The 22,036-nt window shown below is 42.5% G+C and carries 23 protein-coding genes and 1 tRNA gene; 19 read left to right on the top strand and 5 right to left on the bottom strand.

Annotated elements, in window-relative coordinates; genetic code table 11:
• Nucleotides 1–13 precede the first annotated feature (13 nt).
• The 14 genes from dxs to atpG all read left to right on the top strand — a co-directional run bounded on the left by dxs (nt 14) and on the right by atpG (nt 12,188).
• Nucleotides 14–1,921 carry a 1-deoxy-D-xylulose-5-phosphate synthase gene (gene dxs / locus MR764_RS06400; protein WP_247978576.1) on the top strand — a complete coding sequence of 636 codons (1,908 nt, stop codon included), beginning with the start codon at nt 14–16 and terminating at the stop codon, nt 1,919–1,921.
• Between the two features lie 152 nt (nt 1,922–2,073).
• Nucleotides 2,074–3,183 carry a HAMP domain-containing sensor histidine kinase gene (locus tag MR764_RS06395; RefSeq protein WP_247978575.1) on the top strand — a complete coding sequence of 370 codons (1,110 nt, stop codon included), beginning with the start codon at nt 2,074–2,076 and terminating at the stop codon, nt 3,181–3,183.
• 296 nt (nt 3,184–3,479) lie between these two features.
• Complete coding sequence (locus MR764_RS06390; protein WP_247978574.1) at nt 3,480–4,034, top strand: DUF177 domain-containing protein; 555 nt, start codon at nt 3,480–3,482, stop codon at nt 4,032–4,034.
• A gap of 11 nt (nt 4,035–4,045) precedes the next feature.
• Nucleotides 4,046–4,231 carry a 50S ribosomal protein L32 gene (gene rpmF / locus MR764_RS06385; protein WP_247978573.1) on the top strand — a complete coding sequence of 62 codons (186 nt, stop codon included), beginning with the start codon at nt 4,046–4,048 and terminating at the stop codon, nt 4,229–4,231.
• Between the two features lie 267 nt (nt 4,232–4,498).
• The gene (locus tag MR764_RS06380) at nt 4,499–5,497 is read left to right on the top strand and encodes a beta-ketoacyl-ACP synthase III (RefSeq protein ID WP_247978572.1); all 999 of its coding nucleotides are present in this window, start codon (nt 4,499–4,501) and stop codon (nt 5,495–5,497) included.
• 172 nt (nt 5,498–5,669) lie between these two features.
• A complete protein-coding gene (locus MR764_RS06375) occupies nt 5,670–6,059 on the top strand; it encodes a polymer-forming cytoskeletal protein (RefSeq protein ID WP_247978571.1) in 390 nt (129 codons plus the stop codon).
• Entirely contained in the window at nt 6,037–6,264 is a 228-nt protein-coding gene (locus MR764_RS06370) for an AtpZ/AtpI family protein (protein WP_247978570.1), read from the top strand. Before MR764_RS06375 ends, MR764_RS06370 begins: the two co-directional genes overlap by 23 nt.
• Before the next feature lie 48 nt (nt 6,265–6,312).
• The gene (locus MR764_RS06365; protein ID WP_247978569.1) at nt 6,313–6,690 is read left to right on the top strand and encodes a hypothetical protein; all 378 of its coding nucleotides are present in this window, start codon (nt 6,313–6,315) and stop codon (nt 6,688–6,690) included.
• A 241-nt stretch (nt 6,691–6,931) separates the two neighbouring features.
• The gene (gene atpB, locus MR764_RS06360; protein ID WP_247978568.1) at nt 6,932–8,065 is read left to right on the top strand and encodes a F0F1 ATP synthase subunit A; all 1,134 of its coding nucleotides are present in this window, start codon (nt 6,932–6,934) and stop codon (nt 8,063–8,065) included.
• 24 nt (nt 8,066–8,089) lie between these two features.
• Nucleotides 8,090–8,353 (top strand): ATP synthase F0 subunit C, encoded by a 264-nt coding sequence (atpE, locus tag MR764_RS06355; protein WP_247978567.1) that lies wholly within the window; start codon nt 8,090–8,092, stop codon nt 8,351–8,353.
• Nucleotides 8,354–8,579: 226 nt separating this feature from the next.
• Nucleotides 8,580–9,074, top strand: a complete 495-nt coding sequence (locus MR764_RS06350; protein WP_247978566.1) for a F0F1 ATP synthase subunit B — start codon at nt 8,580–8,582, stop codon at nt 9,072–9,074.
• A gap of 4 nt (nt 9,075–9,078) precedes the next feature.
• Entirely contained in the window at nt 9,079–9,624 is a 546-nt protein-coding gene (gene atpH / locus MR764_RS06345) for an ATP synthase F1 subunit delta (RefSeq protein WP_247978565.1), read from the top strand.
• Nucleotides 9,625–9,657: 33 nt separating this feature from the next.
• Nucleotides 9,658–11,238, top strand: coding sequence for a F0F1 ATP synthase subunit alpha (atpA, locus tag MR764_RS06340; RefSeq protein WP_247978564.1), 1,581 nt, complete (start codon nt 9,658–9,660; stop codon nt 11,236–11,238).
• 71 nt (nt 11,239–11,309) lie between these two features.
• Complete coding sequence (gene atpG / locus MR764_RS06335; protein ID WP_247978563.1) at nt 11,310–12,188, top strand: ATP synthase F1 subunit gamma; 879 nt, start codon at nt 11,310–11,312, stop codon at nt 12,186–12,188.
• Between the two features lie 55 nt (nt 12,189–12,243).
• On the opposite strand, the gene MR764_RS06330 is transcribed toward atpG, so the two are convergent.
• Complete coding sequence (locus tag MR764_RS06330) at nt 12,244–13,056, bottom strand: ThuA domain-containing protein (protein WP_247978562.1); 813 nt, start codon at nt 13,054–13,056, stop codon at nt 12,244–12,246.
• 381 nt (nt 13,057–13,437) lie between these two features.
• Between MR764_RS06330 and MR764_RS06325 the strand changes: the two genes are divergently transcribed.
• Entirely contained in the window at nt 13,438–14,355 is a 918-nt protein-coding gene (locus tag MR764_RS06325) for a nuclear transport factor 2 family protein (RefSeq protein WP_247978561.1), read from the top strand.
• A 325-nt stretch (nt 14,356–14,680) separates the two neighbouring features.
• Here the strand turns inward: MR764_RS06325 and MR764_RS06320 are convergent.
• From MR764_RS06320 to MR764_RS06305, 4 genes are all read right to left on the bottom strand, one after another.
• Nucleotides 14,681–14,758: transfer RNA gene (locus MR764_RS06320), tRNA-Val, on the bottom strand.
• A 186-nt stretch (nt 14,759–14,944) separates the two neighbouring features.
• Nucleotides 14,945–16,237 (bottom strand): NCS2 family permease, encoded by a 1,293-nt coding sequence (locus MR764_RS06315; protein WP_247978560.1) that lies wholly within the window; start codon nt 16,235–16,237, stop codon nt 14,945–14,947.
• An 18-nt stretch (nt 16,238–16,255) separates the two neighbouring features.
• Entirely contained in the window at nt 16,256–16,936 is a 681-nt protein-coding gene (locus MR764_RS06310) for a DUF5020 family protein (RefSeq protein ID WP_247978559.1), read from the bottom strand.
• A 309-nt stretch (nt 16,937–17,245) separates the two neighbouring features.
• The gene (locus tag MR764_RS06305; protein ID WP_247978558.1) at nt 17,246–17,896 is read right to left on the bottom strand and encodes a DUF2461 domain-containing protein; all 651 of its coding nucleotides are present in this window, start codon (nt 17,894–17,896) and stop codon (nt 17,246–17,248) included.
• A 55-nt stretch (nt 17,897–17,951) separates the two neighbouring features.
• Here MR764_RS06305 and MR764_RS06300 point away from each other — a divergent pair, with 55 nt between their 5' ends.
• From MR764_RS06300 to MR764_RS06285, 4 genes are all read left to right on the top strand, one after another.
• Nucleotides 17,952–18,626, top strand: coding sequence for a 2-C-methyl-D-erythritol 4-phosphate cytidylyltransferase (locus MR764_RS06300; RefSeq protein WP_247978557.1), 675 nt, complete (start codon nt 17,952–17,954; stop codon nt 18,624–18,626).
• Nucleotides 18,627–18,849: 223 nt separating this feature from the next.
• Nucleotides 18,850–19,482 (top strand): TetR/AcrR family transcriptional regulator, encoded by a 633-nt coding sequence (locus MR764_RS06295; RefSeq protein ID WP_247978556.1) that lies wholly within the window; start codon nt 18,850–18,852, stop codon nt 19,480–19,482.
• A 46-nt stretch (nt 19,483–19,528) separates the two neighbouring features.
• Nucleotides 19,529–20,872, top strand: coding sequence for a TolC family protein (locus MR764_RS06290; RefSeq protein ID WP_247978555.1), 1,344 nt, complete (start codon nt 19,529–19,531; stop codon nt 20,870–20,872).
• A 27-nt stretch (nt 20,873–20,899) separates the two neighbouring features.
• Entirely contained in the window at nt 20,900–22,021 is a 1,122-nt protein-coding gene (locus tag MR764_RS06285; RefSeq protein WP_247978554.1) for an efflux RND transporter periplasmic adaptor subunit, read from the top strand.
• Nucleotides 22,022–22,036: the final 15 nt, after the last annotated feature.

Genomic DNA, 22,036 nt, shown 5'->3' with positions numbered 1-22,036 from the left:
TATTTTTGAGGTGATGGAGAGTGTAAAGGGGAACCTTCTGGAAAAAATTAACAGCCCGGCTGATTTGAAAAAGCTTTCGAAAGGCGAGCTAAATGAAGTGTGCAAGGAATTGCGCGATTATATTATTGATATTGTATCGACCAATCCCGGACATTTTGGTGCAAGCCTTGGCGTTGTTGAGCTTACAGTTGCTTTACACTATGTTTACAATACGCCCTACGACCAGTTGGTTTGGGACGTAGGCCACCAGGCATACGGACATAAAATACTAACCGGCCGGCGCGATAATTTTGACACCAACCGGAAATACAAAGGAATAAGTGGCTTCCCCAAACGCAGCGAAAGCGAATACGACGCTTTTGGGGTAGGACACTCGTCGACTTCCATTTCAGCAGCACTGGGAATGGCCGTTGCCTCAAAACTTAAAGGCGAAACCGAGCGAAAAGTAGTAGCCGTTATTGGCGATGGCGCCATGACCGGAGGAATGGCTTTCGAGGCAATGAACAACGCCGGAGGCGAAAATTCAGACCTGCTCGTGATCCTGAACGACAACAACATGGCCATCGACCCAAGTGTTGGAGGCCTAAACAAATACCTGCTTAACATTTCCAAATCGAACACCTACAACCGCTTCAAGCAAGATGTGTGGGAAGGTTTGGGAAAATTAGACGGGATCGGAAAGAAAACACGAAAGTTTATTCAAAAAAACCAGCATGCCCTAAAAAACATGCTACTGAAGGAAAACAATCTTTTTGAAGCATTTAACTTCCGATATTTCGGACCGATTGACGGGCATGATGTGGAATATCTTACTGAAGTTTTGGAAGACCTTCGCGAAATTCCGGGGCCCAAATTGCTGCATGTAATTACACAGAAAGGGAAAGGCTTCCCGTTTGCCGAGAAGGACCAGATAAAATGGCATGCTCCAGGTCTTTTTGATAAAGAAACCGGCGAGATCTACAAATGTGATTGTGATCTTGAGAAAGCGCCTAAGTTCCAGAATGTTTTTGGTGAAACGCTGGTTGAACTGGCCGAACAAAACGATAAAATCATAGGAATTACACCAGCCATGCCAACGGGCTGTTCCATGAACCTGATGTTTCAACAAATGCCCGATCGTGCTTTCGACGTGGGTATTGCCGAGCAACACGCCGTAACCTTCTCTGCCGGACTGGCCACACAAGGGATGGTCCCCTTCTGTAACATCTACTCCACTTTTATGCAACGGGCATACGACCAGGTGATCCACGATGTGGCCATTCAAAAATTGCACGTCATTTTCTGTCTCGACCGCGGAGGACTGGTGGGAGAAGACGGGCCAACGCATCACGGTGTTTTTGACATGGCCTACATGCGCACCGTTCCGAACATGATTGTTGCCGCACCAATGGACGAAGTAGACCTGCGCAACCTGATGTACACCGCCCAGCAGAAAGAAAACGCACAACCTTTTTCGATCCGTTACCCGAGAGGCTATGGCATTAAACCCGATTGGAAATTGCCGTTTGAAGAAATTGAAATCGGAAAGGGCCGGAAGATTTCCGATGGAACCGACATTGCCATCCTAACCATTGGAAAAACCGGGATTTTTGCATCGAGAGCAGTAAAAAGCCTTGCAAAAAGAGACATTTCAGCTGCGCATTACGACCTTCGTTTTGTAAAGCCGCTCGATGAGGAACTGCTGACCGAAGTTTTCACAAAATTCGACAAAATTATTACCGTTGAAGACGGTGCTGTTCAGGGCGGTTTTGGATCGGCAACCCTGGAATTTATGGCAACAAAGGGCTATTCTTCGCAAGTAAAATTATTGGGTATTCCCGACCATTTTATCGAACACGGCACCCCTGAAGACCTTTACAGTGAATGTGGAATCGATGCCAAAGGAATTAAAAATGCCGTACTCGAAATGTTGAAGAAATAACCCAAGCTGCGTCAGCCTTTGCCATTCTCATTTTTTGATCCAAAATAATTCAGTATAATATTTTTATCTTTAAATCGTTTGCTACAGTGTATTAAAAACCACTTACATTGGACATCTATCTGAAAAGACGGCGGGGAAAGATTCTATTGCTTATGACAGCAATAATCATTGGTGTTGCTTCTCTTTTGTATACCAACTGGCTCACTCAAAAAATGGCCCGGGAAGAGCGAAACAAAGTAGAATTGTGGGCAGAGGCAACGCGCCAGATCAGCAGTTCAAAAAATATTAATACCGGGTATATCAACTTTCTGCTGGAGGTCATTCAAAAAAACAAAACCATTCCGATTATTTTGGTAAATGCAGATGGCTCCATCAATTCAGATGCAAACATCCATTACAACGAAACAAGAAAAGAAGAAGTTTTACAAAAAGAACTGATCAAAATGAAAGAGCGCGTTGAGCCGATTCATATTGATTTGGTCGACAACGACTACCAGCTTCTTTACTATCGCGAATCCAGCATTCTCCGAAATCTTCGCCTTTACCCGGTTATTCAGTTAATCGTAATTATTGTGTTTATTGTGGTGGCCTATTTTGCATTTTTGGCTACCAACCGGGCAGAACAAAACCAGGTTTGGGTGGGAATGTCGAAAGAAACGGCACATCAGCTCGGCACACCCATCTCGTCGCTGATGGCCTGGATAGAGTTGCTCAAAATGAAAGATGTGGATGAAAACCTTTTACAGGAACTCGAACGCGATACCTCCCGACTGGAGCGCATCACCGAACGTTTTTCTAAAATTGGTTCCAAACCCGAATTATTACCATTAAATGTGGTTGAAGTGGTCCACTCGGCTGTCAGCTACCTTAAAACCCGATCGTCGAGCAAAGTAAAATTCGTAACAAGCTACGATGAAACGTCCTGCATAGAAGCTCCTTTAAACGCAGCCTTATTTTCGTGGGTAATCGAAAACATCTGCAAAAATGCCATCGATGCCATGGTGAACGAAGGCAGCATAACAGTCGATATCAAGGAAAAAGAAAAAAACGTTCTGATTGATATCACCGATTCAGGTTGCGGCGTTCCGAAATCAAATCACAAGACCATTTTCCAACCCGGATTTTCTACTAAAAAACGTGGCTGGGGACTTGGCTTATCGTTGGCCAAAAGAATCGTTGAGATTTACCACAACGGCAAAATATTTATCAAATGGTCGGAGGTAGGGAAAGGCACAACTTTCAGAATTATTCTTAACAAATAAATGCAAATTCCGCTGTGTAGCTGCAGGCGCCCCGGGGCAGATATCTCGGCTCAGGAAAGAATTCGGCCACTTCATTTTATTCATTTTGAATATGCAGCAAACTTGCCAGACTTTATACACTGTTCATCGGGAAAGTGGAAAAAGCACCCATAACGCAAAGCAAAGTAGCGAAAGCTCCCGCAAATGCAAATGGCTCATGTAGAAATGTTTTGAATAAAAAGAAATCGGAAATATTTGTCGCATTTCTTTAAGTGTTAATAAAAAATTTATACTTTTGCATCCACTTTTTTGGGATCGTGGGCTGGAAAACAAAATATAGCATTGAGTTTAAAGGCCTTAGTGAAGGCCTTCACGATTACGAATTTGAAGCTGACAGAAAGTTCTTTGAACATTTTGACGAAGGGTTGGTTGAAACCGGCGAGGTTCAGATCAAAGTTCAACTCGAAAAAAGAAGTTCATTTCTAAAATTGAATTTCGAATTTTCAGGTTGGGTAGAACTCATCTGCGACCGATGTCTGGAGCCTTATCAGCAAGACATTGAACTTGACACCGATATCTTTGTTAAATTTGGCGAAGAAAATGAGTTTGATGAAGGCGACAATGTAATTTGGGTTTTACCCGAAGAACACGTAATCAACCTTAGTCAGGTAATATATGAATACATCGTATTGAGTATTCCGTTGAAACATGTTCATCCGAATTCGTCAGCTGACGGAGGAGAAAACAGTTGTGATCCAGAAATGCTCAAGAAGTTAAAAACATATTTGCTGCAGGATGAGGAGGAAGAACCGGATGATAAAGAGATAGATCCTCGCTGGGCAGCATTGAAAAATTTGAAAAATAACAATTAAAAACTTATAAAATGGCACATCCAAAGCATAGAGTATCGAAAACGAGAAGGGACAAGAGACGTACGCACTACAAAGCTGTTGCTCCTACTCTGGCTACTTGTTCAAACTGCGGAACTACTGTAAAATATCACACCGTTTGTCCGGAATGTGGTTACTACAGAGGCAAACAGGTTATTGAAAAAGAAATAGCTGTATAAGACATTGATGGCTAAATAGCCATTTTGATTTTATAGTGGGAAAATTCCATCTTCGTAATATCGGAGATGGAATTTTTTTTGGGGGCTTATCGCTCACGAATTCAGATTTTTCGAACATGCCTGTTAATTGTTCGTACTCAACACATAAAAATAGCCGCACGAAATACACATACGATCCCAATTCTTTGCTGGAGTATGCTTTTGCTTCTATATTCATCCCCGATTTTCAGAAACACAAAACAGAAGAAACTTAGATTTTAGTGAAAGATGGCTAAAGTGAGAGCAGCAATAACGGGTGTTGGAGCCTATTTACCAGAGTACAGATTAACAAATGAAGAACTCAGCAAGATGGTTGATACCTCTGATGAGTGGATCATGCAACGAATCGGAATAAAAGAAAGACGTATTCTTAAAGAAGAAGGAAAGGCTACCAGCGATATGGGAGCCTGGGCCGTTCAAAATCTGCTGGAAAAAACCGGCACCGCCCCCGAAGAAGTAGACATGCTGATTTGTGCCACCATTACTCCCGACATGGTACTGCCTGCCACTGGCAACATTATTGCCCACAAAGCCAATATTCACAATGCCTGGAGTTTTGACCTGAATGCGGCTTGTTCGGGATTTATTTTCGCACTGTCAACCGCTACCCAATTTATTGAATCGGGCAGATACAAAAAAGTGGTGATTGTGGCAGCCGAGAAAATGTCGTCGATCATTAATTATGAAGACCGCACTACCTGTCCGCTTTTTGGCGACGGGGCAGCAGCCGTTCTGGTTGAACCCACCACCGAAGACCTTGGCGTTGTTGACTATATCAACCGCGTTGATGGACTGGGACGCTACCATTTGCACATTAAAGCAGGAGGATCGCTAAAACCGGCATCAATGGAAACCGTTCAAAACAAAGAACATTACCTGTATCAGGAAGGCCAGGCGGTGTTTAAAGCTGCTGTTTCAAGCATGGCAGATGTTGCAGCCGAAATCATGGAAAAAAATAACCTCACGGCACACGATATTGCCTGGCTGGTTCCTCATCAGGCCAACATGCGAATAATCGAAGCCACCGCCAAGCGGATGAACATCTCCAAAGACAAAGTGATGATCAATATCAGGCGATACGGAAATACCACTGCAGCCACTATTCCCTTGTGTCTTTTCGATTACGAAAAGCAACTCAAAAAAGGCGACAACGTTGTACTGGCAGCTTTTGGTGCAGGCTTTACCTGGGGCAGCTGCTATCTGAAATGGGCTTACGATCCCCAATAAACGCTAAACTATTTTCTTCCCTTTCGTCTTGAACATTTTCAGGGCCGTTTTTGTAATTTCTGTTTAGCTCATTTTTCGTGGGGGCATTTCATTGGTACAAGCTTTATTTTATTGTATCTTCAAGCGCCCATTAATTTGGGAATACGCAAAAAGAAGTAGATATACAAACGGCATGGCAAAACAAGTAACACGTTTTAACGGAGAAGACACATCGCAACTTATTAACATACTGAGCGATGGAACAAAAATAAAAGGCGACATCAACTCGAATGGGGACATTCGCATAGATGGCGAAATGGTGGGAAACCTGGCAGCAAAAGGAAAAGTCGTAATCGGAGAACATGGCAAAATTGAAGGCCAGGTGCAGGCCACCAACATCGAAGTTTCCGGCTTTATCAAAGGAAAAGTTACGGCGAAAGAAATGTTAAACATGAAATCTTCGGCTAAAATTGAAGGAGATATCAGTGCCGGAAAACTTTCGGTTGAACCCGGGGCTGCATTTACAGGTACCTGTAGCATGGGAATTTCAAAACCGGCAAATGAGCCAGAAACAGTCAAATAAATCAAAGAATACATTCGATAATTTCGTCCGCTATTCCAGTCTTGGCTTCGAAATGATGGCCATAATCGGAGGCTTTACTTTTCTGGGCTATAAAATTGACCAGTGGATGAAAAATGATTTTAAAGGATTTACACTGACACTGGCGATTTTATCTGTGATTGTTGCCATTGTATACGGAACCCGAAGTCTGTTAAAAAAGAAATGAACGGTTAAACGCTCTGAGCTCATGGCTCATGGCCCGAGGTTAAATAAAATGAAAAGCTTTATTACAAAATTAACGGCGCTCACACTTGCTATCGCCCTGCTGGGCTGGCTTGTTTTTAGCTTGTTTCTGCCGGAGTATTACCTCCCTATTTTTCCGATTTTGCTGGCCTTCTTTTTTATTGTTACCTGGGGCATACATGCCTATCAGCTAAAAATGGCAAAAAAAGACATTGGGAAATTTGCCCGCAGCAACATGTTGATCACCTTTTTTAAACTAATGACCTATTCAATTTTAGCCGTAATTTACATTGCATTAGAGCGGGAAAATGCCATACAATTTGTTGTCGGACTGATGTTCCTGTATCTCGTTTATTCATTTTTTGAAGTAAAAGAAATATCAAAAATAAACCAGAAAAAAAACGACTGATATAGCCCATTATCAGAACGATACCAATAGCCATTATTCACTTAAGAACAGGTTTTTAAACATTATTAATTCTGCCTTGAAAATTTTGAATTTCAATCTATGGTCAAAAATTTCTGTTAAATTTGTGGGTGAAGTAAAAAATGGCACAAAAAATTTTGCGACAGAACAGAACAAATCTCTTGAATGATGGTTGTTTCTGTGTCAACAGACAGATTGAATAAAGAAGATAATAGAATAGACCATGCTTAAACTTTCCAAAAGCTACGTGATAACCGTGGCATTTCTGTTTTTCAGTATTGGAACTTTATTTGCGCAACATACAAATGAAGAAAATCATGCCGGGGCATCGGAAAGTCATGCAGCCGAATCACATCAGGAAGAGTTCAGCGCCGGAGATTTTGTAATCGACCATGTATCTGACTCGTACGACTGGCACATCACTTCGTGGGGCGAAACCCATATCAGCATTCCCCTACCGGTTATTCTTTACAGTAAACATCCGGAACTGCACGACGGAAAAGCATTTCATGTGTTTATGTCTTCAAAATTCCATCACGGACACGATGCTTATAACGGTTTCAAAATTTCAACCAGTGAAGAATTCAAAGGAAAGATAGTAGAGCTGGATGCACACGGGCACGAGCTGGAAAAACCCATCGACTTATCGATAACAAAAGCTGTTGCAGGTGTTTTTGTTTCCGTTATTCTGTTGTTTTGGTTATTGCTGGCAACAGCACGATCAGCCAAAAGAAACAAAGGAAAGGCTCCGAGTGGCGTTCAGAACCTCCTGGAACCGATCATCCTGTTTATTCGCGACGAAGTGGCAAAACCCGCCATCGGGGAGCACAAATACGAGAAATTCATGCCCTTCCTGTTGTCGTTGTTTTTCTTTATTCTGATCAACAACTTTATGGGACTTATCCCGATTATTCCATTTGGAGCAAACGTAACAGGAAATATAAGTGTGACCATGGTTTTGGCCCTGTTCACGTTCGCGATTACCACCATCAACGGAAACAAACATTACTGGAAGGAAATTTACTGGCCCGATGTACCTGTCTGGCTTAAGTTCCCGCTTTTCCCGTTAATGCAGGTAGTTGAGTTTTCGGGTATGTTGACAAAACCGTTCGTTTTAATGGTCCGACTCTTTGCCAACATGTTGGCTGGTCACCTCATTGTGATGGTGTTTGTGAGCCTGATTTTCGTTTTCGGAGGTTTATTTGGTCCTGCAGTAGGACTCGGAGCAAGCCCGGTATCCATCGCATTCTCGGTGTTTATCCTCTTACTCGATGTGTTGGTATCGTTTATACAAGCTTATGTTTTTACGCTGTTGTCGGCGCTCTATTTTGGAATGGCGACTTCAGATCATCATTAATATTAATACTTAAAGTAAAAAGCTATGTTATCAGCTATTTTAACAGTATTGCTACAAGCGGCCGCCGGAGCAACGGTTGGTAAAATGGGAGCAGCAATTGGTGCAGGTTTGGCAGCAATTGGAGCTGGTATGGGTATCGGTAAAATCGGTGCCAGTGCCATGGAAGCTATCGCCCGTCAACCCGAAGCCAGCGGTGACATCCGGTCAAACATGATTGTATCGGCAGCATTGATTGAAGGTGTAGCCTTCTTTGCCGTTATTGTTTGTATCCTGATCGTTTTTGTATAGCAAAAAACTTTGGCAGCCATCCCGGGGATTGCCCGGGATGCAGTTGCCGCAATGAACAATTCATTTGTATTAAAGCATAAAAAAAGTGATGGTTTCGCTGTGATAACTCTTCCTTAATCCCTCTCTTTCAAAGAGAAGGAATATTCGTCGGCAGACGGATCAGGGTGAGTCGAATTTCGGGAGTCAACACACTAAGTTGAATAGAGACTTTTAAAAAGAAGAAACTATGGGATTAGTAATGCCGAATCCGGGTACGATTATCTGGATGATTATCATTTTCGCGATTGTACTTTTTATCCTGAAAAAGTTCGCCTGGAAACCGATTCTGAATGCGCTGAAAGATCGCGAAGAGTCGATTGCCAATGCCTTAAACTCGGCGGAAGAAGCCAAAAAAGAAGTGGCAGGATTAAAGGCTGACAATGAAAAAATTATTGCCGAAGCCCGTCGTGAAAAAGATGCTATTCTGAAAGAGGCCAAAGAGTTAAAAGATAGGATTGTGGCCGAGGCGAAAGAAAAAGCCGCCCAGGAAGCACAAAAAACCATCGACGAAGCCCGTCAGCAAATCGATGCTGAAAAAACGGCCGCCATCAATACTATCAAAAAACAGGTCGCTGAACTTTCGGTGATGATCGCAGAAAAAGTGATCAAGAAAGAACTGGCAGGAAAAGGCGAGCAGGAAAAAATGGTAGATGGACTAATCGACGATATCAAGCTGAATTAAGGTTATGGATCAAAGTGCAATAAACGTTCGTTACGCCAAGGCATTCTTTTCCACGGCCAAAGAAAAAAAGCTGCTCGATCCGCTCAAAGCAGATATTCAATCGGTTTTGGAGATTTGCCACTCGGTACCTGATTTCATCCTTCTTCTGGAAAGTCCGGTTGTAAAGACTTCCAAAAAAGCAATGTTGATCAGGCAGATCTTTGAAGGCAAAGTAGATCAACTTACGCTGAATTTCTTACTGTTGATTGTAGAGAATAAACGCGAAGTTTTTATTCCCGGCATCTGCAGGAATTTCCTTGATTTATCCAAAAAAGATCAGAATATTAGGTCAGCTCTGCTTACTACCGCCTCAGAAGTAAGTCCGGCTACCATCCAAAAAATTCAGGAATTACTGGAGAAAGAGCTTGATGCCACCATTGAGTTGAGCACTCAGGTGAATCCGGAAATACTGGGAGGTATGGTTTTGCGCCTCGATGACAAACAATACGATGCCAGTGTGGCTTCACAATTAAAGAAAATCAAGCAAAGCCTTTTGGAAACTGAATTATAAAACTTAGTCAAAAAAAGAAAAACAAAATAGAACATGGCGAATATAAAACCTGCTGAAGTATCTGAAATTCTAAAGCAACAATTAGAAGGATTTAAATCGGCTGCCGAGTTGGAAGAAGTGGGCACCGTTTTGCAAGTAAGCGATGGAATTGCCCGTATTTATGGCTTGTCGAACGTAGAGGCTAACGAAATGATCGAGTTCGACAGTGGTGTTAAAGGAATCATTCTGAACCTTGAGGAAGACAACGTGGGAGCCGTACTTTTGGGACCTACCGAATTAATCAAGGAAGGCGACACCGTAAAACGTTTACGTCGCATTGCATCCATTCAGGTAGGTGAAAATTTGCTGGGCCGCGTTATCAATACCATCGGCGAACCGATTGACGGGAAAGGAGCCATACAGGGCGAACTTTTTGAAATGCCGCTCGAACGCAAAGCGCCGGGGGTTATTTATCGCCAGCCGGTAAAACAACCGCTTCAGACAGGGCTGAAAGCCATCGACGCTATGATCCCGATCGGACGTGGCCAGCGTGAGTTGATCATCGGCGACCGCCAGACCGGAAAAACAGCTGTGGCCATCGACACCATCATTAACCAACGCGAAAATTTTGAAAAAGGAAAGCCGGTTTACTGTATCTATGTCGCTATCGGGCAAAAAGGCTCAACAGTTGCCAACATTGCGGCTACCTTGACAAAAGCCGGAGCCATGGAATATACTGTAATTGTTGCTGCCACCGCTGCAGATCCGGCAGCATTGCAGTTTTACGCACCTTATGCAGGTGCCGCTATCGGAGAATATTTCCGCGATACCGGCCGCGACGCATTGATCATTTACGACGACCTTTCAAAACAGGCCGTTTCGTACCGCGAAGTTTCATTACTGCTTCGTCGTCCTCCGGGCCGTGAAGCATATCCGGGTGACGTATTTTACCTGCACTCACGTCTTTTGGAGCGCGCTGCAAAAATCATCGATTCAGATGATATTGCGAAAAACATGAACGACCTGCCTGATTGCTTGAAAGACAAAGTAAAAGGAGGAGGTTCGCTTACCGCTCTTCCGATTATTGAGACACAGGCCGGTGACGTTTCGGCTTATATCCCGACCAACGTAATTTCGATTACCGACGGACAGATCTTCCTGGAATCGAACCTGTTCAATTCGGGTATCCGCCCGGCCATCAACGTGGGTATTTCGGTGTCGCGTGTTGGAGGTAATGCGCAGATCAAAGCGATGAAGAAAATTGCAGGTACGCTGAAACTTGACCAGGCTCAATTCCGCGAACTCGAAGCGTTTTCGAAGTTTGGTTCCGATCTGGATGCTGCCACTAAACGCGTGCTCGACAAAGGACGCAAGAACGTGGAAATCCTGAAACAGGGACAGTACTCGCCGATGAAAATTGAACACCAGGTGGCGATTATTTACTGCGGAACAAAAGAATTGCTTCGCCAGGTTCCGGTGGAAAAAGTAAAAGCTTTTGAAGTTGATTTCCTGGAAACCATGGAAATGTCGCACCGGGCAACACTGGATGAATTAAAAGCCGGTAACATCAATGCCGAAATCGAAGAAGTGATTCGGAAAGTAGCAGCAGAAACGGCAGAGAAATATAAACAATAAGGACTGATTTATTGAGGGTTTGAGGGACTGAATTCAGTCCTTCTCCAAATCAATCATTCAATCAAAACAATATGGCTGGATTAAAAGAAATACGTACCAGGATAGCATCGGTAAAAACTACGCGGCAGGTAACCAGCGCCATGAAGATGGTTTCGGCGGCCAAGCTGAAAAAAGCGCAGGATGCCATTTTGCAAATCAGACCTTATGCTGAAAAACTGCACGAGATTCTGACCTCGTTGAGTGCCAGCCTCGAAAATGTAGAAGATTCGGTTTATACTCAGGACAGAGATCCTGAAAAGGTACTGATAGTACTGGTTTCATCCAATCGCGGTTTGTGTGGTGGTTTTAATGCCAACATTGCCAAAAAAGCAATTGAACTGGCCAATACTAGCTACCCCAACCAACTAAAGACCGGAACACTCGATTTTATGTGTATTGGAAAAATCGGGCAACGACAGCTAAAACACAGAGGTTACAATGTAGTTGCCGACGAAAACGACCTGTACAATGAACTCACTTTTGATAACGTATCCAAAGTTGCGGAAGAAATCATGAAAGCTTTTGAAACAAAGCAATACGACCGCATCGAACTGGTATACAATCAATTCAGAAATGCGGCAGTTCAGGTACAAGCTACCGAACAATTCCTTCCGGTAGAAATGCCTGAAGAAACCGGCAGTTCAACACAGCACAATTTTATTTACGAACCTTCAATAGAAAACATTATCACGGAACTTATTCCAAGATCGTTGAAGATTCAGTTCTACAAAGCATTGCTCGACTCACACGCCGCCGAGCACGGTGCCCGTATGACGGCAATGCATCAGGCTACCGATAATGCAACTACACTTTTGGGCGATCTTACCTTGCAATACAATAAAGCCCGTCAGGCAACGATTACCGGCGAGATATTGGAAATTGTGGGTGGCGCTGAAGCATTGAAAGGATAAAAAGCAATGTTATAATGAAAAAGACCAGCTCTTCATCACAGAACTGGTCTTTTTTTTATTTACCGTAAACCGGGCTCACCCACTTTTCCTTTGGTTGATATTTACTTTCTGCCGCCCAAAGAATACCACGCTGCATGATCTCCAACGCTTCGGGAACTTCAAAATCCTTCATCACGTGCCCCAGCGAAGAATAGAAAACACGTCCGTCTCCGTAGTACTTCTTCCAGACAACCGGGATTACACTATCACCAATCCAGGCCGCATGTTCCGACGAAAATTTGGTGGTAGCCAATACTTTCACATTCGGATCAACGTGCATATAATACTGTTCCGAATGCATCGCAAAATCATTCAACCCTTTGGTTATCGGATCCTTTTTATCGGTAATCTGAACGGAATAATCGATTACTCCTCCGGGATGAGCCACCCACTGCCCGCCTACCATAAACTGGAATTCGGTATTGTTTCGGAAAGCATCACCAGTGCCACCGTGCCATCCGGCCAAACCTACTCCCCGTTTTACGGCAGCCAGTAAAGCCTTTTCCTGCTCCCCGCTGATGGTTCCCATCGTCCAGATCTGAATAATCAAATCAACAGCACTCATGAGCCCTTCATCCAAGTAGGAATCCAGGGTATCGGAAACCGTAACCTCAGCCCCTACCGACCGTAACCAGGGCACAAATGTGTCAACCGATTGTTTGGGTTCATGACCTTCCCAACCACCGTATACATACAATACTTTCTTTCCTTTCAACGCAGATGGAGACATCCTCCCGACACTCGCCTTCACTATATTCGGAATCAAAAGTGCTCCGGCACCTGCTACAAGACTCGTTTTTATAAAATTTCTTCTTGCCTGTAATTTCATTTGTTGATGTTTTTCGTTGATTTAGTTCGTACTAAAATTAGCAGAAAAAGTGCATTAATAAAATTTCCTGCCAGCAGTTTCGCAATATTGATTCTTCCAACCTACCCTGATATTCCTTAATTTTTAGAACAATACGTATAATAATTTAATAATCAATAAGCTCGCGGACAAATTCGTTCAAAACCCTTGAAAATACCACAGAATGCGATATGGAGCATAATTCAACAACATACACTAAACATAACAAGCTGACTACTAATCCTCAATAAATATCATAAAAACAAATTCAATGCAACTTTTTTGTAACTTGAATATAAGTGCCCGTGTAAGAGTCAGGATAAAACCAGCAACATTTCTATTTATTAACTAAAAATTACCACTATGAAGAATTTTGCAGTTTTACTGATTCTAGCCTTTGTTTTCACGACCTCGTTCGCACAAAAGAAAAACGGAACCGTTTTCAACGAACATCCTGACATTGAAAAAACCAGGCAGGCATGGAAAGCGCTGGTGAACGGTGATGTTGATACCTACAAAAGTTTTTTTGCCGATAGTATTGGACTGATGAGAAACGGGCAGTACCGGAAAATTGCCAACAAAAATTTTGGGAACAACATCACCTGGTGGAAAAACAACATTGAAAACCTTAGCATAAAGGATGATACCCCGGCGTATCCCGATGCTATAGAGTATGGCGACGGGGGAATGTGGGTACAGGATTGGCTTTTGGTTACAGGAACACATAAAGCTTCGGCGATTAACCTTGAACTTCGGCTCCACAATCTTTACGCTTTTAACAAGGAAGGAAAAATTGCAATGCTGATTCAATACTTCGATGATGATGTATTTGAAGACATCAACAACAGCAATTTGGAAAAAGAAAACGGGAAAGTCTTTATCAATCACCCGTATATAGTTACGGTACGCAAGCTGGTTAATGCATATGCCAACAAGGATATGGAAACATTAAGCAGCTTTTATGCCGACAATGCCCGCTTCGGAAACATGGAACAGCAATGGAACGAATCGATTGATCTGGAAACCAGAAAAGAGGGCGTTTTAGCTACGTTTGAGAAAATAAAAGATATTCATTTCAAACAAAACGGTTATCCCGACTGTATTTACTACGCCAAAAACAATCAGTTTGTCGTTTATTCCTGGTGGGAATACTCGTTTACCTACATTGAAACCGGGAAAAAAGTAGTGATGCCGCTGATGCTCTCACATTCGTTTAACGACGACGGGAAAGTCGTTTCAGAACAAGCGTATTACAGTACCAACCATCTCGACAGGCAGTAAACCAACCGATAAAAAAAGGAGTCCGAAAATATCGAACTCCTTTTTTGTGAGTAATTATACGAAAGGCTAATCTTTCAAAAGGTTTCTTACAAAAGCTCTCCCGCGTGAAGTTTTCAATTGTTTCTCCCTTTTTGGGGCTTCAGTTTTGGTTTCGAAATGCTCCAAATGAATTATCTTCCACAGTTGAAATGTTTTCGTCCAACCTGTATTTTCGGGAGAATTATGAATTGCAAGTCGCTTTTGTGGATCGGAAGAATAACCGACATAAATTTTATCAAACTTTTCGGAATACAGCACATAAATGAAATACATGTACCTGAAGTTTTGGTGGGTCGTACTGGATTCGAACCAGTGACCTCATGCCTGTCAAGCATGCGTTCTGAACCAACTGAACTAACGACCCCTATCCTGTCATCCGTCAGCTGACGGACTAAACCAACTGAGCTAATGCCTCATTTGTCGCCAAAAATAATAAAAAAGAGGTACATTTCTGTACCTCTTAAATTTTGTATCAAATTTTCTTCTAATACTTTTCCCTTAAGCGCATTTTTGAATCGAATACCCTCTTGAAAGTATTAAGGCAAACTGATTATACGCCCATCCAAAGGTTAACTACCGACAATGCGGCAATTACCCACATTAACCAGGAAACTTCCTTGTATTTTCCGGCTACGGTTTTTAATACAACATATGAGATAAACCCAAATGACAAACCAATGGAAATACTATATGTCAACGGCATTAATGCAATTGTCAGGAAAGCTGGAATTGATTCAGAAAAATCAGCAAAATCGATTTGCCTGATATTTTTAAACATGTACACTCCAACGATGATCAATGCAGGAGCAGTAGCATATCCGGGAACAATTCCGATAAGCGGAGCAAAAAACAAGGCCAGTAAGAACAAAGCCGCTGTAATAACCGAAGCAAAACCTGTTTTGGCTCCGTTGGCAATACCTGCAGCTGACTCGATATAAGTAGTGGTAGTACTGGTTCCTAATAACGAACCGGCTACAGTTGCAACAGCGTCAGCTTCCAGAATGCGGTCAACGTGTTCAACTTTACCATCTTTGTCAACAAAACCCGCCTCGTACGAACAGGCTACAATTGTACCTACTGAATCGAAAAGATCGACAAACATAAACGAGAAAATTGCTCCTACCAGTCCAAAGCTTAAAGCCGACATGATATTAAGCTTGAATACCAACGGGCTGATTGAAGGAGGCATTGAAACAAACGCTTCGGGCGCTTTCACTTCCCCTACAACAATAGCGATTATTGTGGTGATAATAATACCATAAAAGATACCACCTCTCACCTTTTTAACTTCGAGAATAGAAGTAATCACCAAACCTGCAATACCAATCAGCAAGGTTGGAGTGAATTTGCCCAAACCCACAAAAGTTGCAGGGTTTGCAACAATAAGGCCCATCCCCTTAAAGCCGATAAAGGCAATAAACAAACCAATACCTGCACCGGTTGCCAGTCGCAACGCGAGAGGAATAGTATGAATGATCTTAGTACGAATTCCGGTAACGGTAAGTGCAAGGAAGATCACACCTGAGATGAATACCACGCCCAAAGCTGTTTGCCAGTCAACACCGGCTCCCAACACCAACGAGTAGGTAAAAAAAGCGTTAAGTCCCATACCTGGTGCCATAGCATAAGGTACTCTTGCCCAAACACCTGCCAGAACAGTACCGATTACTGAGGCCAGAATGGTAACAGTAATCAGCGCATTTTTATCCATTCCTGCATCGCCCAAAATATTCGGGTTTACAAAAATGATATAAGCCATCGTAAGAAACGTAGTGGCTCCACCAATGATTTCTTTCTTGTACGATGACCCGCGTTCGCTAATACTAAAAAATTTATCAAGCATAACTCCGGATTTGTTAGATTAGAAAGTATATTTTACAGCTAATGTCGGATTAATCTGGAATTTATCGCCAACAAAGTTGTTGCTGATTTCAATCTCAGTACCTGCCGAGAAATTTTTGCAGAAGTTATACCACAACTGTGGTTCACTCAGGAAGCGGAAGTCAGTGCCCCAAAACATTTCTTCTTTCCAGAAGTCAGCAAAACCGAGGAACGACATTTTTCCATCCAGGAAATTAACGGTCCAAACAGCAGTAAGCTGGAATGAAGCGTCTTCTTTGTCTTGAATGTATTTATAGTTGGCTTGCAGCGTAAAAATCTTTGAAAAATCGGCAGATGCCCAGGTTTTTTCCAGACCAGCAAGGTAGCAGTTTTCAATTGGGATAAATGTGCTTCCGCCAACCGACATTGTACCTCCATTGTATTCAACACGAGGCATGATACTTTGAGTTTCTTTCCACTTAAATGCACGGGCAATTTCCCAGTAAGCCAAAGAAACACCGTTCTCTACATTGCGAGGATCTGAACTGTAGTCCATGTCGATAAAGAAAAAAGTTGAACCGTACTTGTCAGGACGAAACATCTCGACAGTAGAAGTTAACAACTTCCGGTCCTTGCCCATGTCGTAGTGAAGTTGTACGTTCTGTGCATAAGTCGATGCCGCGAAAGCAATCAACGAAAATAAAAGTAGAATTCTTTTCATAATTGGATTAATAATAAATGATTAAAACAAGGCGTAAAAATACTTATTTCTTTCACTTATGTTCGGTTGGCAAAAACAATTTGTTAATAATATATAAACAGTGTTAACATAGGTGATATTCAGTTGTATTAAAGAGGCATTTTCTGCTTGAATTTGGCCCAAATAAAACCCCGGAAAGAACCTCCGGGGCATTTCATTGAAATCGGGAAGATAAAAAATAAGGGTCTATATAATTATATTCCTTTTCAGTTGAAAAAGTAACCCTGAACAGGACATCCTCCAGGGTTGAAATAAGAAAAAGGAAAAAGCTCAGGCAAGTGCTTCATAAAGAAAGCGATTCACCGGATACAGGGATTCAAATCCTTCCACCATTTTTTCCACATATTTTTCACCAACTACATCAGAAGCCGCTATATCTTTTGAAAAGATGTACGACTTATACTTGAGCAAACCGATATGCTCGTGATCCTTGGGAAATCCTTTGGGAGCTGTCTTGAGTTGATCATCGTACATTGCCGGAAATTCCCTTTTAAAATCAGGCGCTTCTGTTATCTCCAGAAACTCTTCAGCATGATCGGCCAGGCAGGTTCTTATCGTTTTCAGCGGTTCTGCAGGAGGCATATAAATTCCACCGGCCATAAAACACCCCGCTGGTTCCAAATGAAAATAATACCCCGGATTCATACTTTTACGGCCTCCTTTGCAGATAAAACTTCCAAAATTTGTTTTGTACGGACGTTTATCAGGAGAAAAACGAACATCGCGGAAAATCCTGAACATACAATCTTTGGGCTGCAGTCCTCTTATTTCCGAATCAAACTGGCCTATCTCATTGATCAACACATCGGTCAGAAACAACACTTTATCCCTGCTTTCTTCGTACCATTTTTTATTGGACTGAAACCACTCGCGGTTGTTATTGGCAGCCAACTCCTCCAAAAATTGCAAAACACTATTCATGTGGTAATATTTTAGTCTATTTTTACTCACGGAAAATACAAAAATTGACAGTAAAATGCCTAACAAGTTTGCATTAATAGTGGCGGGAGGAAGCGGATCCAGAATGAACAACGAAGTTCCGAAGCAATTCCTCGAACTCGCCGGGAAGCCGGTACTGATGCATACTTTCGAAGCATTTTATTCTTTCGACACTGCCATTCGGTTTGTACTCGTACTTCCCGAAAGCGAGTTCCAACGCTGGAAAGAATTGTGTGAGAAACATCACTTCAATATCAATCATCACCTGGCAGCCGGGGGCTCCAGTCGTTTTGAGTCGGTAAAAAACGGGCTCGACTGCATACCCGAAGACGGCATTGTTTTTATTCACGATGGTGTGCGTCCGCTCGTATCGAAACAAACCCTGCAAAACTGCCTGGATACTGCCCGTGTAAAAGGCAATGCTTTACCCGTGGTTCCGGTTTCGGAATCGGTTCGGTATATCGATGGTTCCAAAAACACTTCGCTCGATCGTTCAAAATATTTCCTGGTACAAACACCGCAAACCTTTACCCTTTCGCTGATAAAAAAGGCCTATCAACAACCTTACTCCGAATTGTTTACCGACGATGCATCGGTCTTGGAAAACATGGGAACGAACATTGTTACGGTTGAAGGAAACCGGGAGAATATTAAAATCACCTTTCCGGAAGATCTTCGGATTGCCACTTTGTTATTACAATCAACCAGATAAAAAGCGCCAATCGCCCGGTTTACTGGACCAAAAAAAACCATTCGTAGATTATATTTCTCCATTCACCGAAAATTTGATCGGAAACTTCATCATATAATATAGTTTTACGCAACTTTTTAAGTTAACCACTTAAATATTAAGAGTCATAAATTTATTTAATGCACAAAATAAACTTTTAACACCAGTGTAGTTTCCATCGTACTTTCTCCTATTTTTGCAAACTATGGAAGAAAAAAAAGAATACATCGTTGAGAACGTTGCCTTTCTCTTTTTGAAAAGAGGCATACGCAATGTGACCATGGATGACGTGGCGTCAGAATTTGGCATTTCAAAAAAGACGCTTTATCAATTCTTCACTGATAAACAGGCGCTGGTTACTGAAGTCATCGAGTTTTTGATTGAATCGCAGCACTATAAATTCAATGATCCGGCAGTAGGAAATGCCATCGATATGACTTTTGAGCTTCGGAAAAGCATTTCGCCCATTCTGAGAATGTACCATCACAACATGGAAACCGAACTAAAAAAAACTTACCCGGTTTTGTTCCGGCGGGTATACGAATTCAAGCGAAAAAGAATTTTCGACAGTACGATGGAGAACCTAAAACTGGGAATGGCACAGGGCTTATACCGCAACGACATTGATCCGTATTTTATTTCAAAGTTACTCCTCGGGAGATTTCTTTACACCATTAATCCTGAATACAAAATTTTTGAAGAATACGAAGTGCATTCAACTTCCCTGTACGACCAAATACTCGATTACCACATGCATGCCATTTGCACGCCTGCAGGATTGGAATACTATAAAAAATTAATAATTAATGTTCAGAATGAAACAAATCCCCAGCAGTAGGGAGGCGTTCCATTTTACACGATAGAAAACGGACAACTATAACAAGATGAAAATTAAAACAAAAAAAATTCCTTTGTTGCTGAGTCTTATTTTAGTGCTTACGGTTTCGGCAAAAGCACAGGATCAGCCACAATCATTTACGCTCGAACAGGCGATTGGTTTTGCGATGGAACATTCGTATGTTCTGCACAACACGAACCAGGACATTACGATTGCGCAAAAAAAAGTGTGGGAAACCATTTCATCAGGATTGCCACAGGTATCGGGAAGCGCGAATTACAACAAATTTCTAAATCTACCTGTATCGCTTATTCCGGGTGAGTTTTTTGGTGAAGATGCCGGAACCTATATCCCGGTGAAGTTCGGTCAGGATTATAATTCTGATTTTGGAATCAACGTATCGCAGAAAATTTTTGATGGATCATGGATCGTAGGTGTTGGCTCGGCGCAATTGTACCTGAGCCTGTCCAAACAAGCCCACGAAAAAGCAGAGATCGATATCCGCGATGCCGTTTCGCAAGCTTATTACATGGTACTGATCAGCGAACGCTACAAACAGGTAATGCTCGAAAACCTGGACAATACCAAGCGGCTTTATGAAGAAACCAAAGTTTATTACGAAAACGGTTTTCGTGAATCGCAGGATGTGGATCAGCTGAAAATACTGGTGAAAAATGCTGAAAACGAAGTCCTGCGTTCAGAACGTGAGCTTTCAGTCGCAAAAATTGTGTTGAAATACGCCATGGGTTACGACCTCAACACAGCGATCGATATGTCGGACAAACTGGATGTATTCGTATCTCCGTTGGTCAATCAGCAAAAAACAATCCCGCTCGACCTGAACAGCCATATCGACTACCGTTTGGCGATGGCCAATTTTCAGGTATCTGAAAAACTACTGAAACTCGAGAAATCGACGTACCTGCCCAGTTTGAGTGGATTTTACAGCTATTCGAAAACTGCTTACAGTAACAGCGCCAACGTTTTTAAACAAGACTGGTTTCCGTCGTCACTGGTTGGATTACAGGCAAAAATAGATTTGTTCAACTCGGGTCAAAAACGTTCGAAAGTCCAGCAGGCTCAGCTCGAACGAGACAAAGCTGCTACCGACCAGAAATTAGCAGAAATTACGCTGCAAAAAGATTACCTGACGGCTTCAGCAGACATGCAAACTGCACGCGAACGTTATCTGAACGATCAGGAGAGCCGTGATCTGGCACAAAGCATTTTGGATAAAACACACATTAAATTCAACAACGGAATGATCAGCAGCGCAGAGCTTTCACAACAGGAAACGCAATACATCAATGCATTCCAGGCGCTGGTCACCTCCACCCTTCAATTGTTACAGGCCGACTTAAAACTCAGAAAAGCAGCCGGCGCATTATAAAACCGAAAAATAAAAAACAGCAATACCATGAAGAAGATTTTGATCATTCTTACTACAGCACTGTTCGTCTATGCTTGCGCAAGCACGTCGGTGGAAGACGACAACACGAAACGAGAAAAACTACAGGAGCTGAAACAACAGGTTCATACGCTTGAACAGCAAATTACCCAACTGGAAAAAGAGCTTTCAGCCAACCAGGAAGAAGAAACCATAAAAATTAAGGCAGAAACACTGACCCAAAAACGATTTGAACATTTCTTTGAAGTGACCGGACAGGTGGAAGCCGAGCACGATGTCGATGTTAGTCCCGAAACTTCAGGCGTAATTAAAGAAGTACTTGTAAAAGAAGGTCAACAGGTTACCAAAGGCCAGATTATGGCCCGGCTTAACACCGACATACTGGAGCGTTCGATTGATGAACTTCAGGTTCAACTCGACCTGGCTGTAACCAACTATGAGCGGCAGAAAAACCTTTGGGATCAGAATATTGGCTCCGAAATGCAATATTTACAGGCCAAAAACAACAAAGAAAGCCTTGAAACCCGCATCAAAAGTCTGAAAACCCAGATCGAACTGGCCGAAGTAAAAGTTCCTTCTGATGGTATTGTCGACGTGATTTACCAAAAGAAAGGAAACATTGGTAGCCCGCAGACTCCGTTTGCCAAAGTGGTTGATGTGAGCCACATAAAAATTTACGGCGACATTTCGGAATCCTACATCACTAAGGTACACCGGGGAGATTCGGTAAAAATCTATTTCCCGGCCTTAAACACCAACACTATGGCAACCATCTACCAGGTCGGAAACACCGTCGATCAGGCCAGCCGGACTTTCCGGGTACGTATCAACATCGAAAACCCGGGAAAACTGATTAAACCCAACCTGGTGGCAGTACTGAAGTTCCGCGACTACCTGAACAAAAATGCCATAGTTGTTCCGACACTCTTTATTAAAGAAGATTTTACCGGCCACTACACCTACATTGTCGATCAAAAAGATGGAAAAACAATAGCCAAAAAAGTCTATGTTGAACCGGGAGTGACAGACAACAACCTTACAGAAGTGGTCAGCGGATTAAACACCGGCATGCAGGTCGTTTCGGAGGGTTACAACCAGATTGTAAACGGATCGCTGGTCTCCATCAACTAATTACTCCAAAAATTC

Origin of the sequence: Maribellus sp. YY47, from assembly GCF_023111095.1 — a bacterium.
In the GTDB taxonomy this organism is placed as follows: Bacteria; Bacteroidota; Bacteroidia; order Bacteroidales; family Prolixibacteraceae; genus Draconibacterium.
This window is presented reverse-complemented; position numbering and strand designations above follow the sequence as displayed.